Origin of the sequence: Streptomyces nitrosporeus (assembly GCF_008704555.1) — a bacterium.
In the GTDB taxonomy this organism is placed as follows: Bacteria; Actinomycetota; Actinomycetes; order Streptomycetales; family Streptomycetaceae; genus Streptomyces; species Streptomyces nitrosporeus.
Window position 1 is genome coordinate 4,607,967 of sequence record NZ_CP023702.1, and the last position, 25,049, is coordinate 4,633,015.

Consider the following 25,049-nt stretch of genomic DNA (forward strand, 5'->3'; position numbering starts at 1 on the left):
GCCCGGCCTTGTCGCGTCGGGCGGACAACCCCTAGGCTCGGCCGGGTGACTGCCGGGTCGGCCATGGGCCACACACGAGTGGGGCACCCGGCCCCGGCGTGAGCCCGGGGCGGGCGAGAGCCCCGCCGTTCCTCCGCTTCCCTCCCTCCCCTTCGGCGCCCGTACGGGGCGCTTCCCAGCGGATCCCAGGAACCGGAGACACATCCCCGTATGTCGTACGACCAGCAGCGCTCGCGCGCGCTCACACCATCGGACACCGTCCGGCTGGACCACACCGCCGTGTACGCGTCGGACCGCCGTCTGTCGGCCGAGTTCATCGCCGTGATCCTGGGCCTGGAGGTCGGTGCCCCCTTCGGACCGTTCCTGCCCGTCGACCTGGGCAACGGCGTGACGCTCGACTACTACGAGAAGCGCACCGAGCCGATCCAGTCCCAGCACTACGCGTTCCTCGTGCCCGAGGACCGGTTCGACGCCGCGGTCGCCCGCCTGGAGGCGGTCGGGGTCACCTACTACGCCGACCCCGGTCACACCGAACCCGGCCGGACCGACAGTCTCTTCGGCGGCCGGGGTGCCTACTTCGAGGACCCGGACGGGCACAACATGGAGATCATGACCCGGCCGTACGCCCGTCCGTAGGGGCCGCCGGGCGGGGCGGCGGCGCGGCCGGCTGCGCGTCGCCGCCCGCCCCGCGGGCGAAGACCAGTCCGGCGAGGGTGCGGAAGGCGTCCTCCGGGGCCCGGCCCTCCAGGGCGCCGGACAGGTTGCCGCTGAGCAGCAGGGTGGCGAAGCCGTGGGCGAGGGACCAGGCGGCGACGCCGGCCAGGCGGGCGTCCTCACCCCGGGCCGCTTCGGGCAGCCCGTCGACACCGGAGCGCAGCGCCTCGGTGGCGCGGGCCCTGGCGGCGAGCAGGGCGGGGTCGTCGGCACGGTGGAGCTCCGGGCGGAACATCACCTGGAAGTGCGCGGGGTGCGTGGAGGCGAACCGTACGTAGGCCACGCCCCGTTCCTGGAGGCCGGGGGCCTTGGCCAGGGCGTCGGCGAAGAGCGCGTAGCCCTCGGCGGCGACGGCGGTGAGCAGACCGGTGCGGTCCTTGAAGTGGTGGGCCGGCGCGGCGTGCGAGACGCCGGCCCGGCGGGCCAGGTCGCGCAGGGACAGGGCGTCGGGGCCGTCGGCCGCGATGACGTCGAGGGCGGCGGTCAGGACGGCCCGTCGCAGGTCGCCGTGGTGGTAGGTGCGTTCGCCTGGCATGGACGTAACCGTACGACACATCTAGTCATTGACAAGTCCGCAGGCGCGGCCACATGCTGGGCAGAGATCTAGACGGTGACAAGATGCGGGGAGACGGGGGGCCTGACATGGCCGACGAGCTGGGGAACGTACGCCGGATGTGGCACCTGCTGGAGCCGCTGCACGCCGTTTTCTACTACGCGCCGGAGGTGACCGAGGAGGCCGCCGCCCTCGGGTACGCCACGGACGGCCGCTGGCCCGGCTACTTCGCGTGGCGGGCGGCACCGCTGGGGGCGGTGGGGGCGGACGAGGTCACGGCCGCGTTCCACAGCTTCAGCCCGGTCATGGTCGGCACCCATGTCCCGGCCGCCTGGTCCGTCGCCGCGCCGGACGCCGTTCTCGCGGCCCGTACACGGGCGGTGGACCGGGCGTACCGGGCGCTGTTCGGTGACCGGGTGGGCGGTGCGGAGTTCGCCGAGGCCGCCGCCCTGGCCCGCCGGGCCGCCGGGGCGGCGGACGTCACCGGCCGGCCGCTCGCCGGGGCCAACGCGGTGCTGCCCTGGCCCGACGCGCCGCACCTGGTGCTCTGGCAGGCCGCCACGGTGCTGCGCGAGCACCGGGGAGACGGCCACATCGCGGCGCTGGGCGCTGCGGGGCTGGACCCGGTGGAGTCACTGGTGTCCTTCGCGGCGGTCGGCGCGGCCCCGCCCGGGGTGTTCGCGAGCCGGGGGTGGAGCGCGGCGGAATGGGCGGCGGCCCGCGAGCGGCTGGCCGCCAGGGGGCTGGTGGAGGCGGACGGCTCGGCCACACCGGCCGGGCGGGCGCTGCGGGCGGAGGTGGAGCGGCGGACGGACGAAGCCGCGGCGGGCCCCTGGGAGGCGCTGGGCGCGGAAGGGCGTGAGCGGCTCGTGGAGCTGCTGGGGCCGCTGTGGGTGGAGGCGATCGGTTCCGGGCTCCTGCCGTCCGAGACGACGCTGGGCATCGGCAAGGTGTGAGGGCGGGCCCGGACGGGTCCCGGGCACGGCCCCTCCGGTGGCCGCGGCCCCTGCGCCTACGCTGGTCCGCTGTGACGCCTCCTTCCGCCGTACGCCGCCCTTCCCGCCTCCTCCCGCTGGTGCCGCTGGCCCTGGCGGGCACACTCGCGCTGACCGGGTGCGACGCCCTGACCGGTCCGCCCGCGCCGGAGCCGGCGCGTACGGCCGCCGGGGGCACGGCACTCCGGGCGGTGGAGGAGCTCCCGGTGAAGGGCAGGGCGCCGCGCACCGGGTACGAGCGGAGCGCGTTCGGGTCCGCCTGGGCGGACACCGACCGCAACGGCTGCGGAACACGCGACGACGTCCTGGCGGAACAGCTGGACGACGTGAAGCGGGACGCGGACGGCTGCAAGGTGCTCAGCGGGGTCCTGGACCCCGACCCGTACACCGGTACCCGGATCGTGTTCCGGCGGGGCCGCAGCAAGGTGGACATAGACCATCTCGTCGCCCTGTCCGACGCGTGGCAGAAGGGCGCCCGGCAGTGGAGCGCCGGGAAGCGGCGGGCCTTCGCCAACGACCCGCTCAATCTGGTGGCCGCCGACTCGTCCGCCAACCGCCGCAAGGGCGACGGCGACACCGCGACCTGGCTGCCGCCCAACAAGGGGTACCGCTGCGTGTACGTGGCGGGACAGGTGGCGGTGAAGGCGAAGTACGGGCTGTGGGTGACCGCCGCCGAGCGGGACGCCATGCGGAAGGTGCTGTCCGGCTGTCCGGACCGGAAACTGCCGGCCGGTGGTGCTCCGACCGAGGCGCCGTCCCGTTGAGGGGCCCGTGGGACGGTTGTGAATACTGGGGCGCATGTGGAAGTGGCGGCTGACAGCCGCGGGGATCAACCTGCTGCTCGGGATTCCGGCGGTCGTGCCGTTGTTCCTGATCTGGTACTACCTGGCGAACGGGCCGCTCGCGGACGCCGGCCTGACCTCCCGTGAGCCGACCGAGAACGACGGCATGACGCTGTGGCTGGTGATCGTCGTGCCGGTGGTGGCGGTCTTCGGGATCATCTGGTGGCTCGCCAACGACTGGGTGCGGCCCAGGGTCTCGCTCGCGCCCGGCACGTACTGGACGGCGGGGGCGGTGCTCACGCTCTGGCCGGTGTGGGCGGCCATCGTCACCTCGGTGGCCTGAGGGCGGAAACAGGCTGGCGGGTGGACGCGGGCGCTGCCTACCGTGACGGCATGGACCTGGAGATCACCACCCTCGCCGAGCGGCCCGAGCTCGCCGGCGCGCTCGACGAGATGCCCGACACCTGGCCCCGGTTCGTGCTGGAGGACCTGGTCGGCTGGGCCAACTTCCCCCGGATAGCGGTGGAGTTCCCCGAATTCGTACTCGTCGCCACCGATCCGCGGGGCGCCGTCGCGGCCCGGGGGTACAGCGTGCCGTTCGCCCTCGGCGCGAAGGGGCGGGGCGGACTGCCCGAAGGCGGGTGGGACCAGGTGCTGTTGTGGGCCTTCTCCGACCTGCGGCACGGCCGGACCCCGGACACCGTCAGCGCGATCGAGATCACGGTGGCGGCCGGACGTCTGGGACAGGGGATCTCCGGGCGGATGGTCGCCGCGATGCGGGAGAACACCCGGCGGCTGGGATTCGGGGAACTGGTCGCCCCGGTCCGGCCGAGCGCGAAGCACGCCGAGCCCACGGTGCCGATGGAGGAGTACGCCCGGCGGACCCGGCCCGGGGACGGGCTGCCCGCCGACCCCTGGCTGCGCGTCCACGTCCGGGCGGGCGGGGTGGTCGACTCGGTGGCGCCGGTCTCGATGACGGTGAGCGGTTCCCTCGCCCGGTGGCGGGAGTGGACGGGGCTGCCGTTCGACACGGAGGGGCCGGTCCGGGTGCCGGGGGCTCTCGTCCCGGTGCACTGCTCCCTCCGCCACGGCCACGCGGTGTACGTCGAGCCGAACGTGTGGGTCCGGCACCGGATCTGACGTAACGGATCTGACGCACCGGATCCGACGCAACGGACCTGTCGGGGGCGGCTCCCGCCCCGGAACGGCTCCCGTTCCGGGGCGGGAGCCGCCCCGGGGCGGCCCGTCAGAGCTTCACGTCCCACTGGCTGGCGTCCCACTCGAAGCCCGGGCTGACCTCGACGGTCAGGTTCTTGGCGTCCGCGGGGGCGTCGAAGGCGAACTTCACCGTGGCCTTCTTGCCCGGCAGCACCGTGCCGGTGAAGCCTTCACCGATCGTGCCGTCGAAGATCTGCTCCGCCTCCACGCCGTCGGAGCCGGCCCGGGCGTTCACCGTGGCGAGCGCGGTGTCGAACTTCTCCTCCGACTTGTTCTCGATGACGACCTCGACCGTGTACGCCTTGTCGCCCTCGGTGTGGCCGATGGCGAACTCGTCGGGCGTGTACGCGGCGGCCTTGCCGACCGTGACCTCCAGGCCGTCGTCGTACGCGGCCGTGTCACCGCCCGCCAGGGTGCCGGCGTCCGTCCCGCCCCCGTCCTTCGGCGCGTCGTCCTGCGCGGCCTTCCCGTCACCCGGTACCACCGAGGCCGAACTGCCCGACAGCTCCTTGTCGATCTCCTCCACCGCGTCGCCCACGGCCTTGAACGTGATGACCGCGCCGACGACCGCGAGGACCAGGGAGACGAGGCCGAGGACGGCACCGAAGGTGGTCACCCCCTTGTTGGTGGCCTCGCCGCGCTTGACGCGGCCCCGGCCGGCCAGGCCCAGGACCAGGGCGATGAGGCCGAGGACGCCGGCCAGCCAGAAGAGCAGGGGGATCAGGCCCGAGACGGCGCCGATGAGCCCCAGGACGAGAGCGGCGATACCGAGCCCGTTGCGGGCCGGACGTACCCCGGGGGCCTGGGCGGGGCTGTAGGGCTGCTGGGGCTGCGGCTGCTGCGTGTACTGGGACATGGGTGCGCCCTCCGGCGAAGAACAAAAACATGTGAGCGGATTCGACCACCGCATGCTGCGGCGACGGGTCAATCACACCAGAGCTTGTGAATCGAGTCAACACGGTTCACGTTGAACGGTCGAGTTGTCGTTGTGAACCGTTGCGCCGCCATCAGTCGGTATGCTCACCGGCACGACGGATCTACTGGGGAGGCAGTCGGTGCCCGAGAACTCGGCAGAGGTGACCGCGGCGGGGATCGCCCGGCTCGCGGGCGTGGGCCGCGCGGCCGTCAGCAACTGGCGCCGGCGTCACCCCGACTTCCCCCGGCCCGTCGGCGGCACCGACACCAGTCCGTCCTTCTCCCTCCCCGAGGTCGAGCAGTGGCTGCGGGACCAGGGCAAGCTGGCCGAGGTACCGCTGCGTGAACGGGTCTGGCAGCAGCTGGCCGGCCATCCGGCCGGTGCCGTCACCGCGCTGATCCACGCGGGCTGCGCCCTGCTGCTCGTCCGGGACAGGCCCGCCGCGTGGCTGGAGATCGCCGCGGGGCCGGACGCGCGGATGGCCGAGGACCTGCCGGGCGCCCTGGACGAGGTCCTCACCAGGCGCCTCGGCACCGCGCGTGCCGTCCACACCCCCGGCCCGGCCGGACTGCTGCCCTCCGTCCCCCTGCTGCGGTCCACCGCCGAACTGGCGGCGGAGGCGGGGGCCCACCGGGCGTTCGAGTTCCTCTTCGTCCGCCAGCTCGACGCCAACCCCCGCCAGTACACGCTCACCCCGCCCGACCTCGCCGCCCTGATGGCGGCCCTGGCGAAGGAGGACGGGCCCGCGGGCGGGCCCGCCCGCGGGGCCGCCCGCCGGCCCGCCCGCACGGTCCTCGACCCCGCCGCCGGGACGGGTGCCCTGCTGCGCGCGGTCGCCGGGCCCGCGGCCCTGTACGGGCAGGAGGCCGACCCCGACCTCGCCGCGCTCACCGCGCTCCGCCTCGCCCTCCGCTCCAAAAGCGCGTCCGGAGCGGCCGGGACGCCCGGGGCCCCCGGGGGGGACGACGGCCGGGGCGTGATCGACGTACGGGCCGGCGACACCCTGCGGTACGACGCCTTCCCCCGGCTCGCCGTGGACGTGGTGCTCTGCCACCCGCCGTTCAACGAGCGCAACTGGGGCCACGAGGACCTGGCCTACGACCCGCGCTGGGAGTACGGACTCCCCGCCCGCACCGAGTCCGAACTCGCCTGGGTCCAGCACGCGCTGGCCCGGCTGCGCGAGGGAGGCACCGCCGTCCTGCTGATGCCGCCGGCCGCGGCCTCCCGCCGCTCCGGCCGCCGGATCCGGGCCGACCTGCTGCGCCGCGGGGCCCTGCGCGCCGTCGTCGCGCTCCCGGCCGGCGCCGCGCCCCCGTACGGCATCCCGCTCCACCTCTGGGTGCTCCGCAAGCCCGGGGCGGGGGACCGTCCCGCGCCCGACCTCCTCGTCGTGGACACGGCCCGGACACCCGATCCGGCGGCCGGAGCGGGCGGACCGGCGGCCGGCGGGCGCGACCGGATCGACTGGGGTGCCGTGAGGGCCGCCGCGGTCGAGGCATGGCAGGCGTTCGACCGGAGCACCACGGACGCCGCCCCCGCCGGTCCGGCCGCCGACCGCCCCGGGACCAGCCGGGCGGTGCCCGTCATCGAACTGCTCGACGACGACGTCGACCTCGCGCCGGCCCGCCATCTGCCCTCCCCGGCCACCGGAGGCGGCGCCGGCGAACTCGGCCGGGTGCGCGACCGGCTGGACGCCACCCTGAAGCTGACCGCCCGCCTCACCCCGCCGCCCCCCGCACCCCGCCGCCCGTCCCGGCGCACCCTCACCACGGTCGGCGAACTCGCCCGCTCCGGCGCCCTGCACCTGCGCACCGGCACCGGTGCGGGCAGCGCCGCCGCCCCCGTCCTGACCGAGCACGACGTCCTCGGCGGCACCCCGCCCAGCGGCACCGCCACCGGCCCGGCCGCCCCGGACGACGAACCGCTCCTGCTGGAGGCGGGCGACGTCGTGGTGCCCGTCCTCGGTGCCGCGCCGGTCGCCCGGGTCGTCGACGAGGCCACCGCCGGGGCCGTGCTCGGCCGCAACCTCCAGTTGCTGCGCCCCGACCCGGCCGCCCTCGACCCCTGGTTCCTCGCCGGGTTCCTGCGCGGCACCGCCAACAACCGGCAGGCCAGCAGCTACGCCTCGACCTCGGCCCGGCTGGACGCCCGCCGGCTCCAGCTGCCCCGGCTCCCGCTGGCCGAACAGCGTGGTTACGGCGCCCGTTTCCGGGCCCTCGCGGAGTTCGAGGACGCCCTGCGCACCGCGGGCCGGCTCGGCGGACAGCTGGTCCAGGGGATGTACGACGGGCTCACGGACGGCACGGTCGCCCCGGAGTGACGTGACGGGAAGCACAACGGTTGCGCACAACCGTGAGCCGGTTGTCCGTGTCGGTGTATACGCTCACTGCACACCTCCGGCCTTCGGTTCCCCCAGGAGCGGCACATGCACGGCTACGGCTACCCGCCGCAGCGGCCACCGGCGTACACCCCGCCGCCGAGGACGCTGGTCGCGCTGCGGGTGATCTTCGTGCTGCTGACGCTCATGAGCTGCGGGTTCGCCTCGTGGGCGTCCCTGCTGCGGCTGGCCCTCGTCACCCGCAGGGCGCTGGACTGGGTGCTGATGGCGGTGGTGATCGCGCTCAACACGGCGATGCTCGCCTACATGTTCACCATCCCCGAGGACCAGCCGGAGCTGACGGACGGCCAGGCCCTCCTCTTCCTCGGCTGGATGTTCTGCTCCGTGGGCGGCACCGTCACCTACTACCTCTGGGCGGAGATCCGGCACTTCGCGGTCCGGCGCGGCCTCCCCGCCCCGGTGGCGTACCCCGGTCCCCTCCCTCCGCAGGGCCACAGCGCGGTCACCGTCCCCGGCCACGGCTACCCGCCGGCCGCCCCCGCCCCGCCCCCGCGGGCCGTCCCCGCGCCCGCCCCGCCGCCCCGCCCCGTCACCCCCTACCCGCCCCAGCGCCTGGACCAGGTGCGGGCCGAGCTGGACGAGCTGAGCGACTACCTCCGCAAGGAGGGCGGCGACAGGTGAACGGGCGTGTCATCGCCGGGCGCTACGAACTGGCGACCCTGCTCGGACAGGGCGGGATGGGCCAGGTCTGGACGGCGTACGACCAGCGGCTGGACCGCCGGGTGGCGGTGAAACTGCTGCGCCCGGACCGGGTCGCCGGACCGTCCGCCGGTGAGGCCGCCGACGAGGTGCGCCGCAGGTTCGTCCGGGAGTGCCGGGTCACCGCCCAGGTCGACCACCCCGGGCTGGTCACCGTCCACGACGCGGGCGACGACGACGACGACCTCTACCTCGTCATGCAGTACGTCGAGGGCGCCGACCTCGCCGACCACCTGGCCGAGCACGACCCCTACCCGTGGCCCTGGGCCGTCGCGGTCGCCGCCCAGCTCTGCGCCGTGCTCTCCGCCGTCCACGCGGTGCCGATCGTCCACCGCGACCTGAAGCCGCGCAACGTCATGGTCCGGCCGGACGGCACCGTCACCGTCCTCGACCTGGGTGTGGCCTCCGTGCTGGACTCCGACACCACGCGCCTGACGCACACCGGTTCGCCGATCGGCTCCCCGGCCTACATGGCCCCCGAGCAGGCGATGGGCGGCGCCGTCGGCCCGTACACCGACCTGTACGCGCTCGGTGTGCTGCTGCACGAACTGCTCAGCGGTGACGTGCCGTTCGCCGGCTCCACCGCCCTCGGGGTGCTGCACCGCCACCTCTACGAGCCGCCCGTCCCCGTCCGCGGCCGCCGCCCCGAGATCCCCGAGGCCCTGGAGCACCTCGTGCTGCGGCTGCTCGCGAAGGACCCGCAGCACCGCCCGGCCTCCGCGCAGGAGGTGTACGAGGCGCTGCGCCCGCTGCTGCCCGTACACGGTTCGCCGGCCGGCCCCCTCGACCCGACCAGGCCCTTCCTGCGGCCGCAGGCGCCGTGGCCGGACCGGGCCGCCGCGCTGCCCCCCATGCCGTCCGCGGCCCCGGCGCCCGCCGCCCTCCCCCGGCAGCAGGCGCCCGCCCCGCCCGCCCGGAGGGACGTCGCGAAGGCGGTCGACGAGGTCAAGCGGCTGCTGGGCGAAGGCCGGATCACCCAGGCCGTCGACATCCTCGGCGACCTCCTCCCGGCCGCCGCGGCCGAGCACGGCGAGCACTCCCCGGTCGTCCGGATCCTGCGCAAGCAGTACGCGGCCACCCTGATGGACGACGGCCAGTACCGCCGCGCCCTGCCCGAACTGCGCCGCCTCGCCGACGACCGCGCCACGGAGTCCGGCCCGGCCGACACCCAGGCCCTGCAGTTCCGTTACGACGCCGCCCTGTGCCTGGAGCAGCTGGGCGAGGCCGCCGCCGCGCTCGCCGAGTACCGCGCGGTCCTCCCGTACTACGAGAACACCTACGTGGCCCCCGCCTCCGTCCCGGGCCGCGCCTTCGACATCCGCCACCGCATCGGCCATCTGCTGCTCGCGGTCGGCGACCACGCGGCGGGACGCGCCCAGTTGCAGGCGCTGCTGTACGACGCGGAGCGGACGTACGGCCCGCACCACCCGCTCCCCGCCGAGCTGCGCAGACAGCTCAGCCACCAGCAGCACGTCCGGGGCGGCTGACCCCGGACCGCGGCCCTCCGGGGGCGGGCGGCGGGCCCCCGCATCCCCAACTCCTCGCGAATCGTTGGTCGAACCGGTGGCCCCAGCCACCTCCACTGCCTAACATCGATCAACGCAAGGCTTGTGCACCGATGCACAAACTCTCCCCGGGAGGCTCCTTTGCACCGCCGTCGTCGCACCGCGCTCGCCGTCACCGCCGCAACGCTCCTCGCGGCACCGCTGCTCTCCGCCTGCGGCAGTGAGGCGCACCCAGGGGCCGCGGCCGTCGTCGGCGGCGACCGTATCGAGATGTCCGCGATCCAGGCGCAGGTCGCCGACGTACGCGGCGCCCAGGAGGAGTCGGGGCAGTCCGGGAAACTCGTGAAGGAGTCCGGCCAGCTCACCCGGGCCAAGCTGCACAGCACGGTCTTCGCCCGGGTCCTGGACCGCGCCTCCGAGGACGCCGGGGTGAGCGTCAGCCGCAAGGAGATCCAGCAGGCCCGCAGTGCCACCGCCGCGCAGGCCGGCGGCGACGAGGGGATGCGGACCGCCATGCTGGAGCAGTTCTGGCTGGCCCCGGACCAGATCGAGCAGGACCTGCGCACCCGGATCCAGCTCCAGAAGCTGGCCCTGGCGCTCGGTGCCGACGTCCAGAGCCCCGAGGGCCAGCAGACCGTCACGAAGGCGCTCACCGACGCGTCGAAGGCCCTGGACATCGACATCAACCCGCGCTACGGCGCCTGGGACGACCAGAAGGTCCAGCTCAGCACCTACGCCTCCCCCTGGATCAAGCAGGTCACGCGCTCCCCGCAGCAGGGGCCCGAGACCGGCGCCTGACCGCGGCGGCCGGACCGGCCGCGGGCCCGGAGCCCGGACGGCGCGCGGTAGGTTCGGTGTGTGAACGCTGAAGATCCCGGCCGCGTCGTCCTGCTCACCGCCAGCCACCGGGTCGCGCCCGGACTGCTGTCCTGGCCCGCCTGGCGGACACTGCACGCCGCGGACCGGGTGCTGTGCGCCGAGCCGGACCACCCGCAGCTGCCGTATCTGCGCGAGGCGGGCGTCACCGTGGAGCAGGCCGCGCCGACGGCCGAGGAGCTCGTCGACGACTGCGCCGGCGGCCGGACCGTGGTGGTGCTGGTGGGCGGCGAGGGCAACCGGCCGCTCACCGACGGCCTGGCCCGGCTCGGCGGGTCCGGCCGGGTGCGGATGCCCGACCTGGAACTGCTGCCCGGTTCGTACGACCTGCCGGGCGCCCGCCTCCTGGACCTGGTCCAGGTCATGGACCGGGTCCGCCGGGAGTGCCCGTGGACCTCGCGGAAGACGCACCGGGGCCTCGCCAAATACGCCATCGAGGAGGCGTACGAACTCGTCGAGGCCATCGAGGAGGGCGACCGCGAGGAGCTGCGCGAGGAGCTGGGGGACGTCCTCCTCCAGGTCGTCTTCCACGCCCGGATCGCCCAGGAGGACCCGGACGAGCCGTTCTCCGTGGACGACGTCGCGGCGGCTCTCGTGGACAAGCTGATCCACCGCCACCCCCATGTCTTCGGCGACGAGACCGCCGAGACCCCGGAGGACGTCCACGCGCACTGGCTGCGTACGAAGGCGGTCGAGAAGCAGCGGGAATCGGTCACCGACGGGGTGCCGGTCGGGCAGCCCGGACTGGCGCTGGCGGCGAAGCTGGGCAGCCGGGTCCGGCAGGCCGGTCTCGACGTCCCGCTGCCCGGCGACGGCTCTGTCGGCCACCGGCTGCTGGCACTCGCCGTGCGCGCCGAGGAGGAGGGCACCGACCCCGAGGCGGCACTGCGGGCCGCCGCGCGCACCTACCGGGACGCGATCCGCGCGGCGGAGGGCCTGGGCCCCGCCCGGGGGTCCGGAGCCGGGGACACGGCGCCCGGCAGCCCGGAGCCCGGCCCCCGGCCCTGACCCGCCGGCCGGGCCCCGGACCGGCCCCGACCCGTCGGCCGGTCCCCCGGCGCCCGGACCGGCCGGACCCCCGGCACCCGGGCGGAGAGCCCTGGGCGGACGCCGGGCACCCGGCAGGACGGGGCCCTGGCCGGACCTCCGGCACCCGGCCGGGCGGAGCCCCGGAAGGGGTCCCGGATAACGTCGTGGGGTGAACGACTGCCCCGCCCGCCCCGCCCCCGAACTCTTCACCTGGGAGTTCGCCACCGATCCCTACCCCGCCTACGCCTGGCTCCGCGAGCACAGCCCCGTGCACCGCACCACACTGCCCAGCGGCGTCGAGGCATGGCTGGTGACCCGGTACGCGGACGCCCGGCAGGCCCTCGCGGACAGCAGGCTCTCCAAGAACCCCGCCCACCACGCGGGGACGGCGAACGCCAAGGGGAAGACGGGCATCCCGGGGGAGCGCAAGGCGGAGCTGATGACGCATCTGCTGAACATCGACCCGCCCGACCACACCCGGCTGCGCCGGCTGGTGACGAAGGCGTTCACCCCGCGCCGGGTCGCGGCGTTCGCGCCCCGCGTACAGGAGCTGACGGACCGGCTCATCGACGGCTTCGCGGACAGGGGTGAGGCCGATCTCATCCACGAGTTCGCCTTCCCGCTCCCCATCTACGCCATCTGCGACCTGCTCGGGGTGCCGCGCGAGGACCAGGACGACTTCCGGGACTGGGCGGGCATGATGATCCGCCACGGCGGCGGACCGCGCGGCGGGGTGGCCCGGTCGGTGAAGAAGATGCGCGGCTACCTCGCCGAACTGATCCACCGGAAACGGGAGAACCCGGGCGACGACCTGATCTCCGACCTGATCCGGGCGAGCGACCACGGCGAGCACCTCACCGAGAACGAGGCCGCCGCGATGGCCTTCATCCTCCTCTTCGCGGGCTTCGAGACGACCGTCAACCTGATCGGCAACGGCATTCACGCCCTGCTGCGCGAACCGGAGCAGCGGGAGCGCCTTCAGCGCTCCCTCGCGGAGGGCGGGACGGAGCTGCTGGAGACCGGCATCGAGGAACTGCTCCGCTACGACGGACCGGTGGAACTCGCCACCTGGCGCTACGCGACGGTCCCCCTGACGCTGGGCGGGCAGGACATCGCCGCGGGGGACCCCGTGCTCGTGGTGCTGGCCGCCGCGGACCGGGACCCCGCGCGCTTCCCCGAGCCGGACGTCCTGGACCTCGCGCGAAGTGACAACCAGCACCTCGGATACGGGCACGGCATCCACTACTGCCTCGGCGCGCCGCTCGCCCGGCTGGAGGGCAGGACCGCGCTGGCGACCCTGCTGACGCGCCTCCCCGATCTGCGGCTCGCCGTGGGGACAGCTGATCTGCGGTGGCGCGGCGGGCTCATCATGCGGGGGCTGCGCACCCTTCCGGTGGAGTTCGGGGCACCGGGCCGGACCGAAGAAAGTGACGCCCCGTCAATTCTGTGACTTTCGCGTGATCTCCGCTGCATCGACTTGTGACACCCGTTCGAGTCCCGCTAGGTTCACCGTTCGACTCTCCAGTCACCTGTCAGTCACACGGAAGGCAATCCCATGGGCTCCGCGAACGGCAGACACCGCCGCCCTCGCCAGGCACCGGCCATCGTCGTCACCGCAGGCGTGACGGGATCGGCGATCGCCATCCCACTGCTCGGCGCCACCGGCGCGAACGCGGCCGAGGCATCCACCTGGGACCGGGTGGCCGAGTGCGAGAGCGGCGGCATGTGGAGCGCCGACCTCGGCAACGGCCGCTACGGCGGCCTCCAGCTGTCCCAGGACACCTGGAAGTCGTACGGGGGCACGGTGTACGCGCCCCGCGCCGACCTCGCCAGCCGCTCGCAGCAGATAGCGGTCGCCGAGAAGGTGCTGGACGACCAGGGTCCGCAGGCGTGGGCCAGTTGCGCGGTGGTCTCCGGGCTGGTGCTCGACGGAGGGCTGCCGGGCGTGGACCCGGGCGGCGACCCGGCGGACACCTCCCTGCCCGGATCCACCGGATCCACCGGGGAGACGACGCGCGAGACGGACGAGGACACGGCGGACGAGGTGTCCGGCGCCGCGGAGGACGACGCCGAGGGCGGTGCGGGGGACGGGGCGAAGGACCCCGCGGCCGACGCCGGCGCGGCGGACGACGGCGGACGGAAGGGGAAGGCGGGCACGCCCGGAGGGAAGGAGACCCCCGGGGACTCCGGCGGATCCGCGCCCTCGGCGTCACCCTCCACCGCCCCCGAGCCCGAGGCGTCCCAGAGCCCCGGCCGCACCGGAGGCGGGAAGCACCGCGGCGCGCCCGCTCCCGAGGCGGGTACGGGGACGGGGGCGGACGCGGGACGCGATACCGGCCGGCACGCCTCCCGCGGCGACTCTGGCGCGCGCGAGGACTCCGGCGCGGACGGCACCTACACGGTCCGCGAGGGCGACAACCTCTGGTCGATCGCGGGCGCCCAGGACGTGCCCGGCGGCTGGACGGCCCTCTACGAGGCCAACAGGGGCGAGGTCGGCTCCGACCCGGACCTGATCCTCCCGGGCCAGGACCTCGACCTGGCGGCCGCGGGCACCGGAGCGGCCGGCGGCACGGCGGCCGGCGATGACACGGCGGCCGGGGACGCGACCGCCGGGGCGGCCGGCGGGAAGACCGCCTCCGGCCACTGATCAAAACGGGAAAACACCCCGAAAACAAGGGTAGTTAAGGGGCCTATGTCCACTTATGCGTAAGTGAGACATGGGTCTCTTTGCTGTTCGCGGCGGGCCTCGCCCGTCCGGTCCGTCCGTATCGGCTCCGACCTGCGGAAATAATCCCCTGCCCCCCTTCGGTACGTGCTGATTGCGCGTTATGTCCAGCTTTGAATGTCGGGGTTGGGTGTGTTTACGGTCGGAGCCGCTCGCACCGCGGGCACCTTCGACCGTCACGCCGAATCCTGCCGTCGGCCGAAGGGAACAGACGCGTCATGCGCCGTAGGCAGGAGCGGGGGACCCAGGTAGGTGCCGGAGCGGACCGTCGGGAAGACGGTCGGACCGGCTCGGGGTGAAGTCGCTCGCCAGTGCGGGCGACCGGGCAGCTCACAGCCCGAACCCGACAGCTCACCTCGTAGGCGTCGGTGAGGAGAACCATGCTGCTTTCGAACAAGGGCAAGCACCGTCGTACCTCCAGGGCCGTCCGCATCGCCACGATGGCCGGTGTCGCCGGTGCCGCCGTCGCCGTCCCGCTGATGGGTGCCACCGGCGCCTCCGCCGCGTCCGTCGAGACCTGGGACGCCGTCGCGCAGTGCGAGTCCGGTGGCAACTGGTCCATCAACACCGGCAACGGCTACTACGGCGGCCTGCAGTTCTCGCAGTCCAGCTGGGCCGCCGCCGGCGGCACGCAGTACGCCGCGCGGGCCGACCTGGCCACCAAGGAACAGCAGATAGCCACCGCCGAGAAGCTCCTCGACCTCCAGGGGCCGGGCGCCTGGGCGTGCGCCGGAGCCGGCGGTCTGACGAACGACGGTGTCGACCCCGGCGTCGACACCGGTGCCGCCGCGAACGGCGACACCGACCCGCAGGCCGCACCGGAGCGCGAGGCCGAGCAGCCCGCCACCCGCAGCGAGAAGCGCACCGCTCCCGAGGAGACCGTCACCACCCCCACCGGTGAGAAGGTCCAGAAGGGTGACGGCGAGTACGAGGTGAAGACCGGCGACACCCTCAGCAAGATCGCCGGTGCGAAGGACGTCAAGGGCGGCTGGGAGAAGCTGTTCGAGCTGAACGACGACATCGTCAAGGACGCCGACCTGATCTTCCCGGGTCAGCAGCTCCACCTGAAGTAGTCCGGGATCCTCCTCCCCGGACGGCCACCCGGCCCGGCGCACCCACCCCCCTGTGCGCCGGGCCGGCGGCGTGCCGGGGGCTTCCCGGAAGGGCTTTCGGGGCGCCGCCGGAACGGCCTCCTGGGGGGTGAGTGTTCAACAGTTGTAGTTACCTGCCAGTAAATTTCTGAAGAAACGCCCGTAATGCGGGTGCTTGAGACCTTTTTCGTCCCAGGGGACGGGCGGTCGGCCGACGCAGCGGGCCGGGCCGGTTAGGCTCGTGTCGCTAGGCCACCGTGACCCTGGACAACCAGTGTCAGATCCCAGAAGGAGATGCCTCGTGCCGTCCATCGACGTCGTCGTAGCCAGGGAAATCCTCGACTCCCGGGGGAACCCCACGGTCGAGGTCGAGGTTGGTCTCGACGACGGCAGCACGGGTCGTGCTGCCGTTCCGTCCGGTGCTTCCACGGGTGCGTTCGAGGCCATCGAGCTCCGTGACGGCGACCCCAACCGCTACCAGGGCAAGGGCGTCGAGAAGGCCGTCCTCGCCGTGATCGAGCAGATCGGTCCGGAGCTCGTCGGTTACGACGCCACCGAGCAGCGCCTCATCGACCAGGCGATGTTCGACCTGGACGCGACCGAGAACAAGGGCTCGCTCGGCGCCAACGCCATCCTCGGCGTCTCGCTGGCCGTGGCGCACGCCGCGTCCGAGGCCTCCGACCTCCCGCTCTTCCGCTACCTCGGCGGCCCGAACGCGCACCTGCTGCCCGTTCCGATGATGAACATCCTGAACGGCGGCTCGCACGCCGACTCCAACGTGGACATCCAGGAGTTCATGATCGCGCCGATCGGCGCCGAGTCCTTCTCCGAGGCCCTGCGCTGGGGCGCGGAGATCTACCACACCCTGAAGAAGGTCCTGAAGACCAAGGGCCTGTCCACCGGTCTCGGCGACGAGGGCGGCTTCGCCCCGAACCTCGAGTCCAACCGCGCCGCCCTCGACCTCATCATCGAGGCCATCAAGGAGGCCGGCTACGTCCCCGGCCGCGACATCGCGCTCGCCCTGGACGTCGCCGCGTCCGAGTTCTACAAGGACGGCGTCTACGAGTTCGAGGGCAAGTCCCGCTCGGCCGCCGAGATGACCGAGTACTACGAGGAGCTCGTCTCCGCGTACCCGCTGGTCTCCATCGAGGACCCGCTGTACGAGGACGACTGGGCCGGCTGGAAGGTCATCACCGACAAGCTGGGCGCCAAGGTGCAGATCGTCGGTGACGACCTCTTCGTCACCAACCCCGAGCGCCTCTCCCGCGGCATCGAGGAGGGCTCCGCCAACGCCCTCCTCGTCAAGGTCAACCAGATCGGTTCGCTGACCGAGACTCTGGACGCCGTCGAGCTGGCCCAGCGCAACGGCTTCAAGTGCATGATGTCCCACCGTTCCGGCGAGACCGAGGACGTCACCATCGCCGACCTCGCGGTCGCCGTGAACTGCGGTCAGATCAAGACCGGCGCCCCGGCCCGTTCGGACCGTGTCGCCAAGTACAACCAGCTGCTGCGCATCGAGGAGATCCTCGACGACGCCGCGGTCTACGCGGGCCGTTCGGCGTTCCCGCGCTTCCGTCACGAGGGCTGACGGCGGTCCGGGGCTCTCGCCCGGACCGTTTCGCCGGGCCCCGGGCCCGGCGGGGCGATCCCGGACGGGAGCCCCGGGGGCGCAGCCTCCGTCCGTCCCCGCACTCGGTCCCGTACCGTGTGCGGGGACGGACGTGCGTAACGGGGAGGCGTGAGAGATGGCCGGGAAGGACCGCGACCGGTTCTCCACCACGACCAGGCTGCGACTGCTCGGCGAGCAGACCGCCGCCCGCGTCTACCGCTCCCAGAGCCGCCGTCAGGCGCGCCGCTCCCGGCTGACCGGGCGGGCCGCGTTCCTGGCGCTGATCGTCTGCTCCCTGGTGGTCGCCCTGGCGTACCCGATGCGGCAGTACATCTCCCAGCGCGACCAGATCGCCGAGCAGGAGAGGCTCTCGCGTCTGGCCCGTGAGCGGACCGAGGAGCTGAGGGACGAGAAGGCGCGGCTCAAGGACGACGCCTACATCCGGCGTCTGGCCCGCGAGCACCTGCACTACGTGCTGCCCGGCGAGACCGGTTACACGGTGATCGACCCGGACGCGGCGTCCGCCCGCGAAGGCGGGCGGGACGGGGACGGCAAGCCCTGGCACTCCAACCTCTGGGACGGGGTCGACAGCGCGGACCGCGAGTGAGCCCGCTCGCGTACCGTCCCCGGCACGCACCACCCCGCCCCGCCCTCCGTACGGACGGCGGCGCCGGGATCCGTACACACCACTGATCGAACGACGACCTTTCAAGGCAGGCATGGACACGCCCCCTCCGCAGACCGAACCCACCGAGCCGACCGCCGCGGACATCGCCGCGTTCGAGCAGCAGCTCGGGCGGCCGCCGCGCGGTCTGCGCGCCATCGCGCACCGCTGCCCGTGCGGCAACCCGGACGTGGTGGAGACACAGCCCCGTCTGGAGGACGGCACCCCGTTCCCGACGACGTACTACCTGACGTGCCCGCGTGCCGCTTCCGCGATCGGCACGCTGGAGGCGAACGGCGTCATGAAGGAGATGACCGAGCGCCTCGGGACCGATCCGGAGCTGGCGGCGGCCTACCGGGCGGCGCACGAGGACTACATCGCGCGCCGGGACGCCATCGAGGTGCTGGAGGGCTTCCCCAGCGCCGGAGGCATGCCGGACCGGGTGAAGTGCCTGCACGTCCTGGTCGGCCACTCGCTGGCCGCCGGCCCCGGGGTGAACCCGCTGGGGGACGAGGCCATCGCGATGCTGCCCGAGTGGTGGGCGAAGGGCCCCTGCGTCACCCCGTGCGGCGGGTCCGGCGAGTCCGGAGAGTCCTGAGCGTGCCGGACGGCCGGGGCATCCGCCCGGCCGTCCGCGTCCCCCGTCCCCGCGCGGCCCCGGCGTCCGCGCACCGGTGTGCCGTCCTGGCGCCCGTACCACCCCAGGAGCCAGCCCCATGACCCGCGTTGCCGCCATCGACTGCGGTACCAACTCCATCCGCCTGCTCGTCGCCGATGTGGACCCGGCCACCGGGCGGTTCACCGAACTGACCCGCCGGATGGAGGTCGTCCGGCTCGGGCAGGGCGTCGACCGCACCGGACGGCTCGCCCCCGAGGCGCTGGAACGCACCTTCGCCCGCTGCCGCGAGTACGCCGCCGTGATCGCTGAACTCGGTGCCGAGCGGATCCGGTTCGTCGCCACGTCGGCCTCCCGGGACGCCGAGAACAGCGAGGTGTTCGTCCAAGGTGTGCGGGACATCCTGGGCGTGGAGCCCGAGGTGGTCACCGGTGACCAGGAGGCCCAGCTCTCCTTCGACGGGGCGACCAGGGAACTCGCCGGTGACGACCGCCTGGCCCGGCCCTACCTGGTCTTCGACATCGGCGGCGGCTCCACCGAGTTCGTGGTCGGCGACGACGAGGTGCGCGCGGCCCGTTCCGTGGACGTGGGCTGTGTACGCATGACGGAACGCCACCTCGTCCGGGACGGGGCGGTCATCGACCCGCCCACCCCCGAACGGCTCGCCGCGATCCGGGCGGACATCGAGGCTGCCCTGGACCTGGCCGGCGAGACGGTCCCCCTGGCCGAGGCGGAGACCCTCGTCGGCCTGGCCGGGACGGTGACCACGATCGCCGCCATCGCGCTCGGGCTGGAGGAGTACGACAGCGAGGCGATCCACCACTCCCGGATCTCCCTGGAGCAGGTACGGGAGATCACCGGGCGGCTGTGCGCCTCGACGCACGAGGAGCGGGCGGCGATCCCCGCCATGCACCCGGGCCGGGTCGACGTGATCCCGTCGGGAGCGCTCGTCCTGCTCGCCGTGATGGAACGGACCGGGGCACGCGAGGTCGTCGTCAGCGAGCACGACATCCTCGACGGGATCGCTCATTACGCGGCGAGCGGGGCACGTTGAGGGGCGGTGCCCCGCGATACGGGTGCCGGGCGGGGCGTCACAGGTTGCGGTGGACGTCCCGCCGGTCGCCCACCTTGACGACCAGGATGACGAGTTCGCCATCGTTGATCTGATAAGCGATCCGGTAGCTTCCGACCCGCAGCCGGTAGAGCCCGGACGGGCCGGTGAGTTTCCTGACGTCGGCGTCCTGGCGGTACGGGTCGTCACCGAGTGCGGTCAGCGCGGCCAGGACGCGCATGGCGTCCGGCCGGCTGATGGCCCGGAATTGCCGCTGCGCCGCCGTGGTGAACCGGAAGGCGTACTTCACGCCGCCTCGCCGTCCCGCTCGGTGAACAGGTCCGCCAGCAGTTCCGCCATGGTCACGGTGGCGCCGCTCTCAGCCAGCACCGCTTCGGCCTCGCGCGCCAGCATCACGTCGGCCGCTTCCTCCAGCGCTTCGAAGTCCGAGATCGGCACCACGGCGGCCACCGGGACGCCATTGCGCGTGATGACGGTCGGGACGCCTTCTTCAGCCCGGTTGATGTGGTCGGAGAGGTGCGCGCGGGCTTCCCGCACGGTCACGGTGTTCTCACTCATGAGGTGAGTGTACGCATGTACGTGTACACGCGGCATCTGCCCGGAGTCCCCTCCGTGGGCGATGCCCGGCGGATCGCGCGGTCCGCCCTCGGGTGGCCGTGCCCCGGGGTGCGGCGGGGATCGCTCAAGCGCGTCCTGGCCTGCACTGTTGAGCGGCCGGAAGCCCTCCCGGGGCCCTCGGAAGGCGGGGTTTCGCGGGGTGCTCCGGCGAACTTCGTGAACTTCTTCACAAGAGATTTGGTCCCTGCGGGCGAAGTTCTGCCCCGAAGGGCCCTTCCATATCGCCGGAGGGCTTCCGCGGAGCCGGGGCGGGGGGATGCCCGGAGAGGGGCGCGGGTGCGTCCGGGGCGGGCGGTCTGGCCTTTCCGGCGGCTCAAGGGCCAGCTCACAGGCGGTGAACAACGTCTGTGATCCCGCCTTGGTTCCCCTGCCGGGTCATGACCTGGGTCACGCGGGCGGCGAAGTGTAGCAGAGGGTCGCGTATACCTTGTGAAGGGGCTCACGAGCACTGCTCCGAAAGGGGGTGGATACTCGATGGCATGAGCACCACGGAGCGTCCCAGGATCCTCGTTGTAGGCGGTGGGTACGTAGGCCTGTACGCAGCTCGTCGCATTCTGAAGAAGATGCGCTACGGGGAGGCGACCGTCACGGTCGTCGACCCCCGCTCGTACATGACGTACCAGCCCTTCCTCCCCGAAGCTGCGGCCGGCAGCATCTCGCCCAGGCATGTCGTCGTCCCGCTGCGGCGCGTCCTGCCCAAGGCCGAGGTCCTGACCGGTCGTGTCACGACCATCGACCAGGACCGCAAGGTCGCCACCGTCGCGCCGCTCGTCGGCGAGACGTACGAGCTGCCCTTCGACTACCTGGTCATCGCGATGGGCGCGGTCTCCCGTACCTTCCCGATCCCCGGCCTCGCCGAGCAGGGCATCGGCATGAAGGGCATCGAGGAGTCCATCGGCCTGCGCAACCACGTCCTCGAGCAGCTGGACAAGGCCGACTCGACGACCGACGAGGAAGTCCGCCGCAAGGCCCTCACCTTCGTCTTCGTGGGCGGCGGGTTCGCCGGTGCGGAGACCATCGGCGAGGTCGAGGACATGGCCCGCGACGCGGCCAAGTACTACTCCAGCGTGAGCCGCGAGGACATGCGGTTCATCCTGGTCGACGCCGCCGACAAGATCCTTCCCGAGGTCGGCCCGAAGCTGGGCGCGTACGGCAAGGAGCACCTGGAGAGCCGTGGCGTGGAGGTCTACCTCTCCACCTCCATGGACTCCTGCGTCGACGGCCACGTGGTGCTGAAGAACGGCCTGGAGGTCGACTCCAGCACGATCGTGTGGACCGCCGGTGTGAAGCCGAACCCGGCGCTGGCCCGCTTCGGCCTGCCGCTCGGCCCCCGCGGTCACGTGGACACCTCCGAGAAGCTCCAGGTGCAGGGCACCGACTACATCTGGGCCGCGGGCGACAACGCCCAGGTCCCGGACATGGTCGGCCGCCGTGCGGGCAACCCCAACGCCTGGTGCCCGCCGAACGCCCAGCACGCGCTGCGTCAGGCCAAGGTCCTCGGCGACAACGTCATCTCCGGCATGCGGGGCTTCCCGCAGAAGGAGTACAGCCACGCCAACAAGGGTGCGGTCGCCGGTCTCGGCCTGCACAAGGGCGTCGCGATGATCGTCATGGGCAAGATGAAGATCAAGGTCAAGGGCCGTCTCGCCTGGTACATGCACCGTGGCTACCACGGCATGGCGATGCCGACCTGGAACCGCAAGATCCGGATCTTCGCCGACTGGACGCTCGCGATGTTCCTCAAGCGCGAGGTCGTCTCGCTCGGCGCCATGGAGACGCCCCGCGAGGAGTTCTACGAGGCCGCCAAGCCGAGCCCCGCGCCGGCCGCCGCCAAGCCCGAGGGTGAGAAGGCCAAGGCCTCCTGAAGGCCCGGGCCTCCTGGCCCCCCGGCGCCTCGGGCGCCCGTACGTCACCGAAGGGACCGTCCGCCATCCGTGGTGCGGACGGTCCCTTCGGGGTTCCCGCCCACCGCCCACCGCCCACCGCCCACCGCCCGCCGCCCCCCGCCCCCGCCCTCGGCCGGTGAAGTGGGTGGTTGATGCAGGTATTTTGCCGTTCCGTTGCGTTCCGCCGGGATGACGGAGTGTCGCGGCGCTGTTGTCGTTCACGGACCTCGCCGCGCCACCGAGGTGTCGTGGCCTGGTTCATGCATGGTTGTGCGAATTTGGGCATGTTCGGGAAACACCACCACGGAGGTGTACGCCATGGCAGACGCCGCGTCGCGGCTGACGGCTCTCGCCGAGGAGCTGCTGGGAGAACCACTGCCGGTCCGGATCCGGGCCTGGGACGGCAGCGAATCAGGCCCCCCGGGCGCGCCCGTGCTCGTCCTGCGCCATCGCCGTGCCCTGCGCAGGCTGCTCTGGAAGCCGGGTGAACTGGGCCTGGCGCGCGCCTGGGTGGCCGGTGAGATCGACGTCGACGGTGACCTGTACACCGCTCTGGACTCGCTGGCCGCGCTGATCTGGGAACGCGGCGACACCGAGGGGGCCGTGCACCCCGTCCGCGACCCGAAGGTGCGCGCGTTCGCCCGTGGCCTGGTCGCGCTGGCCGGTCCCTGGCCGCCCCCGCCCCCGCCCGCCGAGGAGGTCCGCCGCCGCACCGGCCCGCTGCACACCAAGCGGCGCGACAAGGAGGCCATCAGCCACCACTACGACGTGGGCAACGACTTCTACGCCCTGGTGCTGGGGCCGTCCATGGTGTACTCCTGCGCCTACTGGCAGGAGGGCGGCACGCTGGAGGAGGCCCAGCGCGACAAGCTGGACCTGGTCTGCCGCAAGCTGGCGCTGAAGGAGGGCGACCGCCTCCTGGACGTCGGCTGCGGCTGGGGCTCCATGGCCATCCACGCCGCACGCGAGTACGGTGCCCGGGTCACCGGCGTCACCCTCTCCGCGGAACAGGCGGCCTTCGCCCGCAAGCGCATCGCGGAGGAGGGCCTCACCGACCGGATCGAGATCCGGGTCCAGGACTACCGGGACGTCCGGGACGGTCCGTACGACGCCATCTCCTCCATCGGCATGGCCGAGCACGTCGGCTCGGTCCGCTTCCGCGAGTACGCCGACGACCTGTACGCCCTCCTCAGACCCGGCGGCCGGCTCCTCAACCACCAGATCGCCCGGCGCCCGGAGAAGGACGAGGCGGCGTACCGCATCGACGAGTTCATCGACGCCTATGTCTTCCCCGACGGCGAACTCGCCCCGGTGGGCCGCACCGTGGCCACCCTGGAGGAGGCCGGGTTCGAGGCGCGGGACGTCGAGGCGATCCGTGAGCACTACGCCCTGACGCTCCGCCGCTGGGTGGCCAACCTGGAGCAGCACTGGCAGGAGGCCGTACGGGCGACCTCGCCCGGCCGCGCCCGGGTCTGGCGGCTGTACATGGCGGCCTCCGCGCTCTCCTTCGAACGCAACAGGATCGGCGTCAACCAGATCCTCGCGGTCCGCCCCCGGGAGGACGGTGCCTCCCCGATGCCCCTGCGGGCCCGTGACTGGACGGCCTCGGCCCCGGGCTGACCCCCGCGTGCGGGGGCCGGTGCCCGCCCCGCCGGCACCGGCCCCCTCGGGCCTCCGGAGAGAAAGGGAGCTGGGAGACCCGAGGGCCCTCAGGTCCGCTTCCTGCTCGCCCTGCGCTCCTCGACCGCCTCCCGGCGCTTGACCTCCTGCTCCCACAGGGCCTGGAACTGCAAGGCCCGCTCATCGAGTTCGAGCGGCTCGTCCTCCTCCTTCCACAGCCCCTGCTCCTTCAGCAGGCGCACATGGACCTCCACCGGAGGCTCCGGGTCGAAATCGCTGGGACGCGGTCCCTCCGGCCCGTCGGGGCCGACCCGGACCAGCCGCTCGACCCGGGTGACGCGGAAACGGTATCCGTCCACGCTCAGGGTGTTGCAGCGCTTCTCGTCCAGCACGTCGGCCGCGCGCGCGTACTCCGCCCGTTTCCCGTCCGGGAGATCCATGGTGAACGGGGCCATCACCCGCAGCCAGCTCGCCAGGCCGTCCCGGGCCTCCTGCGGCGTCACGTCCGCCGACCCCGGATTGTGCGGGGTCCACCGTCCGTCCGTCCGCTCGGAGATCATGAAGACGGGCGGCAGCAGCACCCCGCCGGGATACTCCACGGCGGCACGCAACGCGTCCTCCCGGACCTCCGGACCGGCGCCGGGCGAGGTGCCGATGAACCGCACGAGGTCCAGCTTGAGCAGACTGTCCGACAGCCCGGTGCTGATGTACGGATCGACGACGAACCCCTTGGTGCGGGAACGCGTCCGGTGGTTCGCGCCGGTCTCCGCGGGGTCGGGGTCGGGGTCCGAGGGGCGGGGCGGTTCGGGGCCGCCGTTGCCCATGCGGATGAACTTGGCGGCGCGCACGATCCGGAACCGCTCGCCGAGGACGCGGATCTCGTCCACGACTTCCCGGTCCATCCGCAGCGCCGCCGCCATCCACGTCTTCTGCGCCTTCTTCTCCCCGGCCTCCCCGGCCGCCGAGGAACGCAGACGGAAGTGCGAACCCAGCGAGTCCCGGGCGCCCTGGGGGGTGTCGGTGCCGTATTCGGACAACTCCCAGCCGCCGGCCTCGTGCTCCCTGGCGTGGAAGAACTCCGCCAGGCCCACACCCATCAGATCGGGGTAGAGCTCGCGTGCCTGCCAGGCCTCCTGCTCGGCGAAGGCGGCGATGGGCCCTTCCTGCGGGGCGACCCGGAAGGTGAGATAGCCGGGCGCCCTGTCCCTGTAACCGGTCATGTACGCACTGTGCCCGAAGCGGACGGGGCTCCGCCGGGGAACGGGAAAACGGAGGCGGGTGTACGGGAGTTCGCACAGGCGGGCGCCCGGGAGCCCGTACGGGCACGGCGGGTGTCCGGGAGCCGGGTACAGCCACAGGCGGGCGCCCGGGAGTCCGTACGGGCAGGCGCGCGGAAGCGCCCGTACAGGCGGGTGCCCGGCTCCTCGCGCGCACGGGTGCCCGGCCGGAAGGTCCGGCCGGGC

The 25,049-nt window shown here is 73.1% G+C and carries 24 protein-coding genes and 1 riboswitch; of the genes, 19 read left to right on the forward strand and 5 right to left on the reverse strand.

The window, feature by feature from the left end:
• The first annotated feature begins 210 nt into the window (after positions 1-210).
• Entirely contained in the window at positions 211-636 is a 426-nt protein-coding gene (locus tag CP967_RS20450; RefSeq protein ID WP_150489356.1) for a VOC family protein, read from the forward strand.
• Here CP967_RS20450 and CP967_RS20455 read toward each other — a convergent pair.
• The gene (locus CP967_RS20455; protein WP_150489357.1) at positions 608-1,249 is read right to left on the reverse strand and encodes a TetR/AcrR family transcriptional regulator; all 642 of its coding nucleotides are present in this window, start codon (positions 1,247-1,249) and stop codon (positions 608-610) included. The genes CP967_RS20450 and CP967_RS20455 overlap by 29 nt on opposite strands.
• Before the next feature lie 107 nt (positions 1,250-1,356).
• On the opposite strand from CP967_RS20455, the gene CP967_RS20460 reads away from it, so the two are divergent.
• The 4 genes from CP967_RS20460 (at position 1,357) to CP967_RS20475 (ending at position 4,184) form a co-directional block, all read left to right on the forward strand.
• A complete protein-coding gene (locus CP967_RS20460; protein WP_150489358.1) occupies positions 1,357-2,223 on the forward strand; it encodes an SCO6745 family protein in 867 nt (288 codons plus the stop codon).
• 71 nt (positions 2,224-2,294) lie between these two features.
• Entirely contained in the window at positions 2,295-3,026 is a 732-nt protein-coding gene (locus CP967_RS20465; RefSeq protein ID WP_150489359.1) for an HNH endonuclease family protein, read from the forward strand.
• 34 nt (positions 3,027-3,060) lie between these two features.
• Entirely contained in the window at positions 3,061-3,387 is a 327-nt protein-coding gene (locus CP967_RS20470) for a hypothetical protein (protein WP_150489360.1), read from the forward strand.
• 50 nt (positions 3,388-3,437) lie between these two features.
• On the forward strand, positions 3,438-4,184 hold the full coding sequence (locus tag CP967_RS20475) for an N-acetyltransferase (RefSeq protein ID WP_150489361.1): 747 nt from the start codon (positions 3,438-3,440) through the stop codon (positions 4,182-4,184).
• A gap of 106 nt (positions 4,185-4,290) precedes the next feature.
• Here CP967_RS20475 and CP967_RS20480 read toward each other — a convergent pair whose 3' ends face one another.
• The gene (locus CP967_RS20480; protein WP_150489362.1) at positions 4,291-5,118 is read right to left on the reverse strand and encodes a DUF4190 domain-containing protein; all 828 of its coding nucleotides are present in this window, start codon (positions 5,116-5,118) and stop codon (positions 4,291-4,293) included.
• Between the two features lie 199 nt (positions 5,119-5,317).
• Between CP967_RS20480 and CP967_RS20485 the strand changes: the two genes are divergently transcribed.
• The 12 genes from CP967_RS20485 (at position 5,318) to CP967_RS20540 (ending at position 19,444) form a co-directional block, all read left to right on the forward strand.
• Positions 5,318-7,498 (forward strand): N-6 DNA methylase, encoded by a 2,181-nt coding sequence (locus CP967_RS20485; protein WP_190175091.1) that lies wholly within the window; start codon positions 5,318-5,320, stop codon positions 7,496-7,498.
• A 105-nt stretch (positions 7,499-7,603) separates the two neighbouring features.
• On the forward strand, positions 7,604-8,197 hold the full coding sequence (locus tag CP967_RS20490) for a hypothetical protein (RefSeq protein WP_150489363.1): 594 nt from the start codon (positions 7,604-7,606) through the stop codon (positions 8,195-8,197).
• Positions 8,194-9,762 carry a serine/threonine-protein kinase gene (locus tag CP967_RS20495; protein ID WP_150489364.1) on the forward strand — a complete coding sequence of 523 codons (1,569 nt, stop codon included), beginning with the start codon at positions 8,194-8,196 and terminating at the stop codon, positions 9,760-9,762. The genes CP967_RS20490 and CP967_RS20495 overlap by 4 nt, the downstream gene beginning before the upstream one ends.
• Before the next feature lie 159 nt (positions 9,763-9,921).
• A complete protein-coding gene (locus CP967_RS20500) occupies positions 9,922-10,578 on the forward strand; it encodes a SurA N-terminal domain-containing protein (RefSeq protein ID WP_150489365.1) in 657 nt (218 codons plus the stop codon).
• Positions 10,579-10,638: 60 nt separating this feature from the next.
• Entirely contained in the window at positions 10,639-11,664 is a 1,026-nt protein-coding gene (locus CP967_RS20505) for a nucleoside triphosphate pyrophosphohydrolase (protein ID WP_229888391.1), read from the forward strand.
• Positions 11,665-11,854: 190 nt separating this feature from the next.
• The gene (locus tag CP967_RS20510) at positions 11,855-13,135 is read left to right on the forward strand and encodes a cytochrome P450 family protein (RefSeq protein ID WP_150489366.1); all 1,281 of its coding nucleotides are present in this window, start codon (positions 11,855-11,857) and stop codon (positions 13,133-13,135) included.
• Between the two features lie 105 nt (positions 13,136-13,240).
• On the forward strand, positions 13,241-14,332 hold the full coding sequence (locus tag CP967_RS20515) for a LysM peptidoglycan-binding domain-containing protein (protein ID WP_150489367.1): 1,092 nt from the start codon (positions 13,241-13,243) through the stop codon (positions 14,330-14,332).
• Positions 14,333-14,621: 289 nt separating this feature from the next.
• A riboswitch (cyclic di-AMP (ydaO/yuaA leader) is annotated at positions 14,622-14,790 on the forward strand.
• Positions 14,791-15,483: a transglycosylase family protein gene (locus CP967_RS20520; RefSeq protein ID WP_150489368.1), complete on the forward strand. Its 693-nt coding sequence runs from the start codon at positions 14,791-14,793 to the stop codon at positions 15,481-15,483.
• 319 nt (positions 15,484-15,802) lie between these two features.
• Entirely contained in the window at positions 15,803-17,089 is a 1,287-nt protein-coding gene (gene eno / locus CP967_RS20525; RefSeq protein WP_150489370.1) for a phosphopyruvate hydratase, read from the forward strand.
• Between the two features lie 157 nt (positions 17,090-17,246).
• Positions 17,247-17,717 (forward strand): FtsB family cell division protein, encoded by a 471-nt coding sequence (locus CP967_RS20530; protein WP_150489371.1) that lies wholly within the window; start codon positions 17,247-17,249, stop codon positions 17,715-17,717.
• Between the two features lie 112 nt (positions 17,718-17,829).
• Positions 17,830-18,372 carry a DUF501 domain-containing protein gene (locus tag CP967_RS20535; RefSeq protein ID WP_150489372.1) on the forward strand — a complete coding sequence of 181 codons (543 nt, stop codon included), beginning with the start codon at positions 17,830-17,832 and terminating at the stop codon, positions 18,370-18,372.
• A 118-nt stretch (positions 18,373-18,490) separates the two neighbouring features.
• Positions 18,491-19,444 carry a Ppx/GppA phosphatase family protein gene (locus CP967_RS20540; protein WP_150489373.1) on the forward strand — a complete coding sequence of 318 codons (954 nt, stop codon included), beginning with the start codon at positions 18,491-18,493 and terminating at the stop codon, positions 19,442-19,444.
• 37 nt (positions 19,445-19,481) lie between these two features.
• On the opposite strand, the gene CP967_RS20545 is transcribed toward CP967_RS20540, so the two are convergent.
• Together CP967_RS20545 and CP967_RS20550 are read right to left on the reverse strand one after the other, a co-directional pair.
• The gene (locus tag CP967_RS20545) at positions 19,482-19,751 is read right to left on the reverse strand and encodes a type II toxin-antitoxin system RelE family toxin (protein ID WP_150489374.1); all 270 of its coding nucleotides are present in this window, start codon (positions 19,749-19,751) and stop codon (positions 19,482-19,484) included.
• Positions 19,748-20,020, reverse strand: coding sequence for a type II toxin-antitoxin system Phd/YefM family antitoxin (locus CP967_RS20550; protein ID WP_150489375.1), 273 nt, complete (start codon positions 20,018-20,020; stop codon positions 19,748-19,750). Before CP967_RS20550 ends, CP967_RS20545 begins: the two co-directional genes overlap by 4 nt.
• 539 nt (positions 20,021-20,559) lie before the next feature.
• Here CP967_RS20550 and CP967_RS20555 point away from each other — a divergent pair.
• Both CP967_RS20555 and CP967_RS20560 read left to right on the forward strand, forming a co-directional pair.
• A complete protein-coding gene (locus CP967_RS20555; protein WP_150489376.1) occupies positions 20,560-21,945 on the forward strand; it encodes an NAD(P)/FAD-dependent oxidoreductase in 1,386 nt (461 codons plus the stop codon).
• Between the two features lie 339 nt (positions 21,946-22,284).
• Positions 22,285-23,586: an SAM-dependent methyltransferase gene (locus CP967_RS20560; protein ID WP_150489377.1), complete on the forward strand. Its 1,302-nt coding sequence runs from the start codon at positions 22,285-22,287 to the stop codon at positions 23,584-23,586.
• 89 nt (positions 23,587-23,675) lie between these two features.
• Here CP967_RS20560 and CP967_RS20565 read toward each other — a convergent pair whose 3' ends face one another.
• The gene (locus tag CP967_RS20565; RefSeq protein ID WP_150489378.1) at positions 23,676-24,806 is read right to left on the reverse strand and encodes a DUF5954 family protein; all 1,131 of its coding nucleotides are present in this window, start codon (positions 24,804-24,806) and stop codon (positions 23,676-23,678) included.
• Positions 24,807-25,049 lie beyond the last annotated feature (243 nt).

Bases quoted from the DNA above. Each gene is read 5' to 3' on its own strand.
- CP967_RS20480 (WP_150489362.1), bottom strand. From the start codon at position 5,118: ATGTCCCAGTACACGCAGCAGCCGCAGCCCCAGCAGCCCTACAGCCCC.
- CP967_RS20555 (WP_150489376.1), top strand. From the start codon at position 20,560: ATGAGCACCACGGAGCGTCCCAGGATCCTCGTTGTAGGCGGTGGGTAC.
- CP967_RS20475 (WP_150489361.1), top strand. From the start codon at position 3,438: ATGGACCTGGAGATCACCACCCTCGCCGAGCGGCCCGAGCTCGCCGGC.
- CP967_RS20565 (WP_150489378.1), bottom strand. From the start codon at position 24,806: ATGACCGGTTACAGGGACAGGGCGCCCGGCTATCTCACCTTCCGGGTC.
- CP967_RS20450 (WP_150489356.1), top strand. From the start codon at position 211: ATGTCGTACGACCAGCAGCGCTCGCGCGCGCTCACACCATCGGACACC.
- CP967_RS20470 (WP_150489360.1), top strand. From the start codon at position 3,061: ATGTGGAAGTGGCGGCTGACAGCCGCGGGGATCAACCTGCTGCTCGGG.
- CP967_RS20460 (WP_150489358.1), top strand. From the start codon at position 1,357: ATGGCCGACGAGCTGGGGAACGTACGCCGGATGTGGCACCTGCTGGAG.
- CP967_RS20535 (WP_150489372.1), top strand. From the start codon at position 17,830: ATGGACACGCCCCCTCCGCAGACCGAACCCACCGAGCCGACCGCCGCG.
- CP967_RS20520 (WP_150489368.1), top strand. From the start codon at position 14,791: ATGCTGCTTTCGAACAAGGGCAAGCACCGTCGTACCTCCAGGGCCGTC.
- CP967_RS20490 (WP_150489363.1), top strand. From the start codon at position 7,604: ATGCACGGCTACGGCTACCCGCCGCAGCGGCCACCGGCGTACACCCCG.
- CP967_RS20455 (WP_150489357.1), bottom strand. From the start codon at position 1,249: ATGCCAGGCGAACGCACCTACCACCACGGCGACCTGCGACGGGCCGTC.
- CP967_RS20515 (WP_150489367.1), top strand. From the start codon at position 13,241: ATGGGCTCCGCGAACGGCAGACACCGCCGCCCTCGCCAGGCACCGGCC.
- CP967_RS20550 (WP_150489375.1), bottom strand. From the start codon at position 20,020: ATGAGTGAGAACACCGTGACCGTGCGGGAAGCCCGCGCGCACCTCTCC.
- CP967_RS20560 (WP_150489377.1), top strand. From the start codon at position 22,285: ATGGCAGACGCCGCGTCGCGGCTGACGGCTCTCGCCGAGGAGCTGCTG.
- CP967_RS20540 (WP_150489373.1), top strand. From the start codon at position 18,491: ATGACCCGCGTTGCCGCCATCGACTGCGGTACCAACTCCATCCGCCTG.
- CP967_RS20530 (WP_150489371.1), top strand. From the start codon at position 17,247: ATGGCCGGGAAGGACCGCGACCGGTTCTCCACCACGACCAGGCTGCGA.